Below are 9,827 nucleotides of genomic sequence, written 5' to 3' on the forward strand. Positions count from 1 at the left end.
TATCGCCATGCGCCGCTTTCTTGATGGTCTTTACGGCGCAGCCGGCCTTCTGGCCGGCTTGTGCACGATAGGCGTACTTGTGTCGGTGCTGGCGGCCATTCTTGGCCGTCAGCTCGACCTGCACATCCCCGGCACCGATGCCTACGCCGGGTATTTCATGGCCGCTGCGGGTTTCCTTGCGCTGGCCAGCACGTTCAAGCACGGTGAACACATCCGCGTCACGTTGCTGCTGAATTCGCTGAATCCCGCCGGGAGCCGCAGGCTGGACATCTTCGCCCTGGCCGTCGGTTCCCTGCTGGCCGCCGCCTTCGCCTTCTTCAGCGTCAAACTGACCTACGACTCCTGGCTGTTCAACGACGTTTCCACGTCGAACGACGCCACGCCGCTCTGGATTCCGCAGACGACCATGGCCGCAGGCACGATCCTGTTCTTCGTCGCCCTGGTCGATGAACTGGTCCGCCGTTCGCGCGGCATCGCCGCCGCCACTTCGCAGCAAACCCATGAATGAACTTCTCGTCATTACCTTATTGGTCGTTTCGATCTTCGTCCTGCTTGGCTGCGGGGTCTGGGTCGGCCTGACCCTGGCGGGCACTGCGTGGATCGGTATGGAGATCTTCTCCAGCCGTCCCGCCGGCGACGCCATGGCCGTCACGATCTGGGGCGCCTCGTCCAGCTGGACGCTGACCGCCCTGCCGCTCTTTCTGTGGATGGGCGAGATCCTGTTCCGCACGCGGCTGTCCGAAGACCTGTTCAAGGGGCTCGCGCCCTGGCTGAACCGGCTGCCGGGCCGCCTCTTGCACACGAACGTGATCGGTTGCGCGATCTTTGCCGCCGTGTCGGGCTCGTCCGCGGCCACCTGCGCCACGGTCGGCAAGATGACCATCCCCGAGCTGACGCGCCGCGGCTACCCCGAAGAGAAGATCCTCGGCACGCTGTCCGGCGCCGGCACGCTGGGCCTGCTCATTCCGCCCTCGATCATCATGATCGTGTACGGGGTGGCGGCCGATGTGTCGATCGCCAAGCTGTTCATCGCCGGCATCATTCCCGGCATCGTGCTGGCGCTGATGTTCAGCGGCTACATCGCCTGGTGGGCCATCCGCAATCCCGGCGAAGTGCCGGCGGCGGATCCCGGCCTGACCTTCATGCAGAAGCTGTCCCGCTCACGCCACCTGATTCCGGTGCTGCTCCTGATCGGCGCGGTGCTGGGTTCCATCTACACCGGCATCGCCACCGCCACGGAAGCGGCGGCAGTGGGCGTGGTGGGCGCGCTGATCCTGTCGGCGCTGCAGGGATCGCTGAACGGCTCGACGTTCATGCAGTCGCTGCTGGGCGCCACCCGGCTGTACTGCATGATTGCCCTGATCCTGGCGGGTGCGCAGTTCCTCACGCTGGCGATGGGCTATATCGGCCTGCCGCGCGCGCTGGCGGAATGGATCGGCGGATTGGGCCTGTCGCAGTTCGGCCTGATCATGGCGCTGATGGTGTTCTTCATCATCCTGGGCTGCTTCCTGGACGGCATCTCTATCGTGGTGCTGACCATGGGCGTGTTGTTGCCGACGGTGCAGGCCGCGGGCATCGACCTGATCTGGTTCGGCATCTTCATCGTGTTCGTGGTGGAAATGGCACAGATCACGCCGCCGGTGGGGTTCAACCTGTTTGTGCTGTCCGGCATGAGCGGACGTGAACTGCCCTACATCGCGCGCGCATCGCTGCCGATGTTCTTCCTGATGATCGCGGCCGTGCTACTGCTCTATGCGGTGCCTGGCATCGCGACCTGGCTGCCGCTGCACATGACGCTGTAACGTCGCGCTGACGCCACAAAAACCCCGTTCCCGCGAACGGGGTTTTTTCTTTTCAGTTCGCCCGTCAACGGGGCGGCGCGGGTTTATCGGCCTGTAAACCCGGGAAAACGCCGAATATTTTCGATATTCGCCATCCCCCAACTTACTTAGAATCCCCAGTCGCTCGTGTCCGGCAACGGCACGGCGCATTTCTGCAAGCTGGCCTCTGCTCCGGACCCGCGCCAACCCTGGCGTCGGTGCAGCGGCCAGGCATCCGGCCAACCGCCGGGCGCAGCAAGCCAAGCCACAAGCGCGGCGCAACCACAAATCAGCTACACCTGGAGGAGTCCAACATGAAGCGCATCACCTTATCGCTGGCTGCGGCCGGCCTTGGCCTGGCCGCCGGCGCAGCAAGCGCCGAAACCAGCGTCACCCTGTACGGCATTGCCGACGTCAGCATCCGCTACCTGAGCACCAGCTCGGGCGCCGTGGGCGAAGACGGCAGCCGCATCTCCATGGAAAACGGCGCCATCTCCAACAGCCGCTGGGGCCTGCGCGGCTCCGAAGACCTGGGCAACGGCAACCGCGCCTTCTTCCGCCTGGAAAACGGCATCAATCTGCAGAACGGCCGGGGATCGGACACGTCCAAGGCCTTCAGCCGCCTGGCTTATGTCGGCCTGGACGGCGGCAGCATCGGCACGCTGACCCTGGGTCTGCAGAACACCCCCATGTTCGACCTGCTGGCCGACTACTTCGACCCGCTGACCGTCGGCAACTACGATCAAAATGCCTGGCTGCCCGCCGCCATGTCGCGCGTGCGCACCAACAACATGACCAAGTACGCCAACACGTTCGGCAATCTGGCCGTCGTGGCGTCCTGGGCAAACGGCGAAGACTGGGAAGACCGCAAGGCCGGTCAGCAATATGGCGCCAGCCTGCGCTACACGATCGGCCAGCTTGGCCTGGGCGCCGCCTGGCAGCAGACCTATGCCGCCACCGATTCCGACGAGCGCCAGCGCGCCTGGAACCTGAACGCGTCCTATCAGTTCGAGTCGGCCAAGGTCTTCGCGGGTTACTTCAACGGCCGCGATGAAACGGGCTGGGTCAACGGCGTCATGGGCGGCACCACCACCGCCAGCCTGGACCGCAAGGACAACGGCTACTTCGCCGGCGTGACCTGGCAGGCCACCCCGCGCTGGGCCATCACGGGCGCCGCGTACTACGACCGCAGCGAGAACGTGGTCGTCGAAGGCGACAAGGGCAAGCGCTATGCGCTGGTCGCCGTGGCCGAATACTCGCTGTCCAAGCGCTCGCAACTGTACGGCACCGTCGACTGGAACAAGGTCAGCGATGCCGCCAGCGGCGAAATCGCGGGCAAGAGCAACCAGTTCGGCGCGGCCGTGGGCTACCGCCACATTTTCTAACCCTGTTCCCCCCAAACGCGGGCCCCCTCACGGGCCGGCGCTTGACCCCGCCGCCCCGCGTCCCCAACCGGGGCGGCGCCCCTCCCCGCATCCCCCGGCAGTCTCTCCCTCCACGGCGGCATTCGCAGCCGCGCCACACGTTTTCCCTCCCCCTTGATCGCCGCCAGAACCACGGCGACAATCCTCGCGTCCCTTCGCCGATTCGCGCCAACCCCCAACACGCACCGGGCCCATCGCATGCGCGTTCTCGAAGCCCGCTCACTTGCGTCGCCGCTATGCCCGTGGTGGGCCGCCCGCGCCGTCCTGGCAGCGTGCTTGACGGCGCTGTTGGCCGCCTGCTCCTCGCCCGTGCAGTTGATGCCCACCCCGGTCAAGTTCACGACCGGCCAGGTGGAGCCGTTTGCGCACAAGACCGCGCTCGACGGCACGTCGATTCCCCTGCTCTACGCCACCAACCGCGCCGTCTTCCTGGAATCGCGCCAGCCGTTCTATTCGATCTTTCCGAGTGACACGCTGCGCATGGGTGCGGCCAAAGTGCAGATTGGCGACGGCACGCTGGACTGGGATCAATTGCGCCAGCTTTCGGCCTCGGGCAGTCAGCGCGGCCGGCCGGTGCTCAGCCTGGAGCGCATGGAGGAGCTTGTCGCCCTTACCCCGCAAAGCGATGCGGAGACTTCCCCGGAGGCCCAGGCCTACTTCGCGCTAATCAACGACGCCCTGGCGGTCAGCCGGCACCGCGACCTGATCGTCTATGTGCACGGCTTCAACAATGCCGTATGGCGCGGCACCGCGCAGGCCGCACAGTTTCATCACTTTACGGGCCGGCAGGCGGTCGTCCTGGCCTTTCTGTGGCCGTCCGCCGGCAGTCTGCTGTCCTACGCCACGGATGTCCGCACCGCGCGGGCATCGGTGCCCGCCTTCGCGCGCCTGCTGGAACTGCTCGCACGCAACACGAATGCCGAGCACATCAACGTGCTGGCGTTCAGCGCGGGCGCGCGCATCGCCAGTGAAGGGCTTGCCACCCTGGCGCAGCCCCGTGAAGGCGAAAGCCGCGAGGCATTGCGCGCGCGGCTGCGCCTGGGCCAGATCTATTTCGCGGCGCCCGACGAGGACACCTACCGGTTCGTGACGGACCTGCGGCAGTACATCGACCTGACCGAACGCGTGAGCCTGGGCGCCAATCTGGGTGATCGCGCCTTGCGTTTCGCGGCGCGCCACCAGCGGGCGTCACGGGCCGGCCGGCCCGATGCGGACGATCTGACCGAGGAACAGGTGGATTTTGTCAACGCCGCCTCGCAGCGGCTGAACTTCGACATGATCTGGGTCGATCCGCGCGCCATCCCAGATCTGAATCGCCGCGCCCACAGCTTCTGGTTCGGCAACGCGTGGGTCAGCAGCGACGTGCTGATGCAGTTCCTGTGGCACAAGGCGCCGGCCGAGCGCGGACTGCAGGAAGGCTTTACGCAGCAAGGCATGCGCTTCTGGACCTTTCCGCCCGACTACGACCAGCGCGTGAAGGCGCTGATGCAACAGCGCTGATGCCCCGCCGACAAACCAACCTCGGGCCGCCCCCGGATCAGAACACCGCCATGCGGCTGTTGATGAGGTCGGTGACCAGCATGTGGCCGGGCGCATGCGTAATGCAGAATTCCGGCCGCACCGCCGCCACCACCGATTGCGGCGTCACGCCGCACGCCCAGAACACCGGCATTTCGCCAGGGCGGATCTCCACGGGATCGCCGTAATCGGGGGCATCGATATCCGCGATGCCGATGAGCGACGGATCGCCAATGTGAACGGGCGCGCCATGCACCGACGGGAACCGCGACGTCACCTGGATCGCCCGGATCGCGTCGGCGGCCTTCAGGGGCCGCATCGACACCACCAGCGGACCGCCGAACACGCCAGCCGGCTGCGTTGCGATGTTGGTGCGGTACATGGGCACATTGCTGCCCTGCTCGATGTGACGCACGGGCAGGCCGTTGTCCAGCATCGCCTCCTCGAAAGAGAACGAGCAGCCGATCAGGAAGGACACCAGATCGTCGCGCCACAGGTCGCGCACGTCCGTCGGCTCCGCCACGAGCTCGCCGTCCTTCCAGACGCGGTATCGCGGGATGTCGGTGCGGATGTCGATGTCCGCGCCCAGCTCCGGCAATGCCGGGTCACCCGGCTCGGACATGGCCAGCAAGGGGCACGGTTTGGGATTGCGCTGGCAGAAGTGCAGGAAATCCGCCGCCAGCGCGCGCGGCAAAATCGCCAGGTTGGCCTGAACGTGCCCAGGCGCCAGATTCGCCGTGGGACCCGTCAGGCGCCCGCTGCGGGCATCCAGCCGCGCCTGGCGGGCAAGCGCGAGGCTGGTTCTAACGTTATCGGCGTCTGGCATGGGTTCTCTCGTTGCAGGTAAGCGCCGCTCAGCGCGCGGCGAACAGGTCTTCGACCGACAGGCCGATGCCCAGGACGCGGCGGTCCGCGCCATTGCTGGCCGCGATCATCAGGCCCACGGGCGCCGTGCCGGCCGCGTGGCAGGGCAAGGACAGCGCGCAGCCGTCCAGGAAATTGATGAGGGTGGGATTGCGCAGGATGAGTCCGTTGGCGGCGTAGTAGGCTTCGTCGGAACCCTGCAGGTCCGCGACCGGCGGCGCCACGATGGGCGTCGTGGGCATGATCAGCGCGTCGTAACCGGCAATGCGGTGGTCCACAGCGGCTACCCACGCCTCGCGCGCATCGAGCAGTTCGATGTAATCGGCCGCCGTCATATCCTGGCCGCGCATGATGCGCGACACGACGCGCGGGTCGTAACGCTTGCCCGCGCGCGCGATGAGGTCGCGGTGCCAGGCCCAGGCTTCGGCGGCGGTGAAACCGCCCTTGCTGTTGAGCGCGGCCAGCTCGGCGAATTCCGGAATCTCGATCCGGTCGATCAGCGCACCGGCGTCCTCCAGGCGTTGCACCGCCGCCGCGAAGGTGTCGGAGACATGCTTGTCCATGGCGTCCAGCGCCAGCGTCGTCGGAATGGCCAGACGCAGGCCACGCACGGGCAGCGCCTGCGGCAAGGGACCCGCATCGCCCGACAGGATGGCGTCGAGTTCGGCGCAGCAGCGTACGCTGGCGGCGATGGGGCCGATGGAATCCAGATTGGCCGACAGGGGCAGCACGCCCTGCATGGACACCCGCCAGGCGCTGGGCTTGAACCCGGTCAGACCGCACAGGGCGGCAGGAATGCGCACGGAGCCGCCCGTATCCGACCCGATGCCTGCGACGGCCATGCCGTCCGCAACTGACACCGCCGCACCGGACGACGAGCCGCCGGGAATGCGGCCGGTGGCGCGGTCGTACGGGTTCAGCGGCGTGCCGTAGTGGGGATTGATGCCCAGGCCCGAATACGCGAATTCGGTCATATTGGTGCGGCCGATGATGACGGCGCCCGCGGCGATCAGGCGCTGCACGACCTCGGCATTCGCTTCGGCCGCCGGCTCGCCTTCGCGCGCCACGGAACCGGCCATCGTGGTCTCGCCCGCGATGTCGAACAGGTCCTTGATGCTGATGGGCAACCCTTCGATCGCGGACCGCACGATCCCGGCCGCGCGCAGCGTGTCCGACGCGCGCGCCTGCGCCAGCGCCGAATCAGCGTAGAGCTTGGTGAAGGCGCGAGCGCCCTCGCCCGCCGGATCCTGAGCCCGCGCCAGCGCGGCTTCGGTCAATGCGACGGAGGTGCTGCGGCCCTCACGCAGGGCCGCGGTCAGATCATTCAGGGTCGAAACCATCATTGTCCTAATGCCGCCTGGCGGCGTAAGTGTTCGGACGGACGCCTTCGCGGGGAACGCGCCCGGATTCAGCGCCGAGCGTGGCGGCCATCAGGCGACCACGGGCAGCGACTCGACATGATAGCGGTGGCGCAGCGTGCGGTTCAGGCGCGGATCGTGCAGTTCCATCGTGAAATCCGCGGACGGGCGGATGCCGCCGATGGCGGCCACCGTGCCGCAGGTCATGCCAGCGCCTTCTGGCAGCACGGCGCCGCCGCCCGTGTAGCCCGCGATCAGGTCCTGCGGCGTGCGCAACGTGGACAGCGGCCCTTCCTGGTACAGCACCTTCTCGCCGTTCTCAACGATATAGGCGCGGATGATCAGCTCGTCCCAGTGCCCCGCCACGTCCGCAAGCCGCCAGGCTTCAGCGCCCACGGGCTTCACGCAGACCTGCTTGGACATCGCCACGCTGACGGTCTCCAGCTTGCGGTCGGTATGGTCGGACGCGATGCTGACGTACATCTCGCCATCAATCGCAAAAACAAACGTCTCGACCTCGCCCGACGATTCCTCGCCCAGCGCCTGCACGTTGGCCGACTGCGTAAGCTGGTTCTCGGCGATGCGGTAGTACAGCGGCACGCTGCTCGGACGCGGCACGCCAATGGCGGCCAGTTCCTCGATGTGGTGTTCGATGGCAGCCATGTCACGCCCGGCCCAGCCCGCCACGATCACGCTGTTGAAGGCCACTTCCACCTGGCGGGGATTGGCGTCGTCGATCTTGAATACGGCTTTCATATCAGTCCTGCGAAGAAGGAGTGGGAAGCGGCGCGGCCGACGGGCCGCGCCGGAATCAAAGAGTCATCAACTGAAGACGCGCGGCAGCCACAGCGCGATGTCGGGCCAGAAAGCCAGCAGCGCCAGCATCACGAACATGGCGCCCACAAACGGCAGGCTGCCGACGATCACCGCGCTCATCGAGCCGCTCTTGCGCAGGCTTTGCACGACGAACAGGTTCAGGCCCACGGGCGGCGTGATGAGAGCCGCTTCCACCAGCACGATGATGACGATGCCCAGCCAGATCGGGTCGTAGCCCAGGCCGATCATGATGGGCGCCACGATGGGGATCGTCGTGATCATCATCGACAGCGTTTCCATGAAGCAGCCCAGCACCAGATAGAAGATCACCACGATCAGCAGCATCCAGCCGGGGGACAGGCCGAGGCCGGTGATCGACTTGGTCAGCGCATCGGTCAGGCCCGTCGCCGACATGACGAAGTTCAGGAAGCTGGCGGCAATGACGATCAGCATGATCATGGCCGTGGACCGCATCGTGCCCTCCATCACCTCGCGCAGCATCGACCACGTCAGGCGGCGGAACCACGCGGCCAGGATGAACGCGCCCAGCACGCCCAGCGCGGCGGCCTCGGTCGGCGTTGCCAGGCCCGCGTAGATCGATCCGACCACCAGGAAGAAGATTCCCAGCGGCGGCGCCAGATGCACAAGGCTGGCGATGCGTTCGCCCCACGTTGCGTGGATCTTCTTCCCGCCCCACGACGGTTTGGCCACGCAGGCGATCACGACGGTCAGCATGAACAGCGCCGCCATCGCGAACCCGGGGATGATGCCGGCCAGGTACAGCTTGGGCACCGACGAGTTCGTCAGCACGCCATAGATGACCAGGTTGATCGATGGCGGGATCAGGATGCCCAGCGTGCCGCCCGCGGCAAGGCTGCCGAGAAACAGGGGCTCGTTGTAGCCATACTTGCGGATCTGCGGAATGGCGACGGTGCCGACGGTGGCAGCCGTTGCCACGCTGGAGCCGGAGGTTGCCGAGAACAGCGTCGAGGCGCCGATGTTGGCGTGCATCAATCCGCCCGGCAGCCACGACAGCCACAGGCTCATCGCGCTGTACATGCGTTCGGCAAAGCCGGCGCGCAACAGGACCTCGCCCAGCATGATGAACAGCGGAATCGCGACCAGCAGGAACTCGTTGTTCGAACTCCAGGAGATCTCGCCAATGGCGCGCGTCAGGGGCAACATCGAGAACATCGGGTCAAGGATCAGGCCCAGGACGCCAAGCGCAGCGCCCACGGGGATCGACAGGCCGATCAGGACCAGCAGCAGTGTCAAAGCGGTGGCAATCATGCGGCTTCTCCCTTCACCATGCGCTCGCCTGCGGCGGCTTCCTCGTCAGCCTCTTCCTGCGCCGAACGCACGCCGCAGATCTGCTTGACCAATTCGATATCGCCTGTGACGAGCGCGGCAGACGCCCGCGCCAGCATCAGCGCGACCGTGATGCACATCCATGCCAGACCCAGCACCCACAATCCCTGTGGAATCCACAGTGGCGTGGCGAGCGGCGTGTTGGCCGCGGACTTCTGCGTCCAGGACGTCACCACCACGTCGTACGCGTAATACGTCAGAAACACCATGAAGACGGCCAGCGCCACCATGGAAATCCAGTCCAGCACGGCCGACAGGCGCACGGGCAAATATTGATAGAGCACGTCGACGCGCACGTTGGCGCGCTGCAGCGTGGCAAACGCCAGCGCCCAGGAGGTGCTGATGGCAAACGCGTAGCTGGACAGTTCGTCCGCGCCCCCGGTCGTGAAACCCAGGAACTTGCGGGCCAGCACGTCGAAAGAGATCAGCAGCACGCTGGCCACGGTCAGGGCGCCGCCGGCCCATACGGCAGCGCGGGAAAAGCTTTCCGCGCGCCGCAACAGGCCGCCGAGCAGACGGAAGTGTTCGGTTTGAGTCATGAATGGAACCTCAGGTGGCACGGCCTGCCATCGCGTGCGGGCGCCGCGGACCTCATGCCAAGGTCACGGACCACCGCGCGCCATCACCGGCCGGAATTCGCGCCGGCCCGCGGGCCGGCG

Annotated in this window: 9 protein-coding genes; 4 read left to right on the plus strand and 5 right to left on the minus strand. The window is 66.4% G+C overall.

What is annotated here, in order from left to right; translation table 11 throughout:
- Positions 1 to 7: 7 nt before the first annotated feature.
- The 4 genes from B2W22_RS05705 to B2W22_RS05720 all read left to right on the plus strand — a co-directional run bounded on the left by B2W22_RS05705 (position 8) and on the right by B2W22_RS05720 (position 4,744).
- Entirely contained in the window at positions 8 to 508 is a 501-nt protein-coding gene (locus tag B2W22_RS05705; RefSeq protein ID WP_286936578.1) for a TRAP transporter small permease, read from the plus strand.
- The gene (locus B2W22_RS05710; protein WP_175136616.1) at positions 501 to 1,802 is read left to right on the plus strand and encodes a TRAP transporter large permease; all 1,302 of its coding nucleotides are present in this window, start codon (positions 501 to 503) and stop codon (positions 1,800 to 1,802) included. The genes B2W22_RS05705 and B2W22_RS05710 overlap by 8 nt, the downstream gene beginning before the upstream one ends.
- Before the next feature lie 332 nt (positions 1,803 to 2,134).
- Positions 2,135 to 3,205 carry a porin gene (locus B2W22_RS05715; RefSeq protein ID WP_175136617.1) on the plus strand — a complete coding sequence of 357 codons (1,071 nt, stop codon included), beginning with the start codon at positions 2,135 to 2,137 and terminating at the stop codon, positions 3,203 to 3,205.
- Between the two features lie 237 nt (positions 3,206 to 3,442).
- Positions 3,443 to 4,744: an alpha/beta hydrolase gene (locus tag B2W22_RS05720; RefSeq protein ID WP_286936581.1), complete on the plus strand. Its 1,302-nt coding sequence runs from the start codon at positions 3,443 to 3,445 to the stop codon at positions 4,742 to 4,744.
- A gap of 37 nt (positions 4,745 to 4,781) precedes the next feature.
- On the opposite strand, the gene B2W22_RS05725 is transcribed toward B2W22_RS05720, so the two are convergent.
- The 5 genes from B2W22_RS05725 to B2W22_RS05745 all read right to left on the minus strand — a co-directional run bounded on the left by B2W22_RS05725 (position 4,782) and on the right by B2W22_RS05745 (position 9,707).
- The gene (locus B2W22_RS05725; RefSeq protein WP_175136619.1) at positions 4,782 to 5,588 is read right to left on the minus strand and encodes a putative hydro-lyase; all 807 of its coding nucleotides are present in this window, start codon (positions 5,586 to 5,588) and stop codon (positions 4,782 to 4,784) included.
- Between the two features lie 28 nt (positions 5,589 to 5,616).
- Positions 5,617 to 6,966 carry an amidase gene (locus B2W22_RS05730; protein WP_175136798.1) on the minus strand — a complete coding sequence of 450 codons (1,350 nt, stop codon included), beginning with the start codon at positions 6,964 to 6,966 and terminating at the stop codon, positions 5,617 to 5,619.
- A gap of 90 nt (positions 6,967 to 7,056) precedes the next feature.
- A complete protein-coding gene (locus B2W22_RS05735) occupies positions 7,057 to 7,740 on the minus strand; it encodes a DUF2848 domain-containing protein (RefSeq protein ID WP_175121690.1) in 684 nt (227 codons plus the stop codon).
- Between the two features lie 66 nt (positions 7,741 to 7,806).
- Positions 7,807 to 9,090, minus strand: a complete 1,284-nt coding sequence (locus B2W22_RS05740) for a TRAP transporter large permease (protein ID WP_175121691.1) — start codon at positions 9,088 to 9,090, stop codon at positions 7,807 to 7,809.
- Positions 9,087 to 9,707: a TRAP transporter small permease subunit gene (locus tag B2W22_RS05745; RefSeq protein WP_175121692.1), complete on the minus strand. Its 621-nt coding sequence runs from the start codon at positions 9,705 to 9,707 to the stop codon at positions 9,087 to 9,089. Before B2W22_RS05745 ends, B2W22_RS05740 begins: the two co-directional genes overlap by 4 nt.
- Positions 9,708 to 9,827 lie beyond the last annotated feature (120 nt).

Origin of the sequence: Achromobacter sp. UBA4530, assembly GCF_002388205.1 — a bacterium.
Taxonomy (GTDB): Bacteria; Pseudomonadota; Gammaproteobacteria; order Burkholderiales; family Burkholderiaceae_B; genus Achromobacter; species Achromobacter animicus.

Coding starts and splice junctions, on each gene's coding strand:
- B2W22_RS05705 (WP_286936578.1), top strand. CDS start 8: ATGCGCCGCTTTCTTGATGGTCTTTACGGCGCAGCCGGCCTTCTGGCC.
- B2W22_RS05710 (WP_175136616.1), top strand. CDS start 501: ATGAATGAACTTCTCGTCATTACCTTATTGGTCGTTTCGATCTTCGTC.
- B2W22_RS05715 (WP_175136617.1), top strand. CDS start 2,135: ATGAAGCGCATCACCTTATCGCTGGCTGCGGCCGGCCTTGGCCTGGCC.
- B2W22_RS05720 (WP_286936581.1), top strand. CDS start 3,443: ATGCGCGTTCTCGAAGCCCGCTCACTTGCGTCGCCGCTATGCCCGTGG.
- B2W22_RS05725 (WP_175136619.1), bottom strand. CDS start 5,588: ATGCCAGACGCCGATAACGTTAGAACCAGCCTCGCGCTTGCCCGCCAG.
- B2W22_RS05730 (WP_175136798.1), bottom strand. CDS start 6,966: ATGGTTTCGACCCTGAATGATCTGACCGCGGCCCTGCGTGAGGGCCGC.
- B2W22_RS05735 (WP_175121690.1), bottom strand. CDS start 7,740: ATGAAAGCCGTATTCAAGATCGACGACGCCAATCCCCGCCAGGTGGAA.
- B2W22_RS05740 (WP_175121691.1), bottom strand. CDS start 9,090: ATGATTGCCACCGCTTTGACACTGCTGCTGGTCCTGATCGGCCTGTCG.
- B2W22_RS05745 (WP_175121692.1), bottom strand. CDS start 9,707: ATGACTCAAACCGAACACTTCCGTCTGCTCGGCGGCCTGTTGCGGCGC.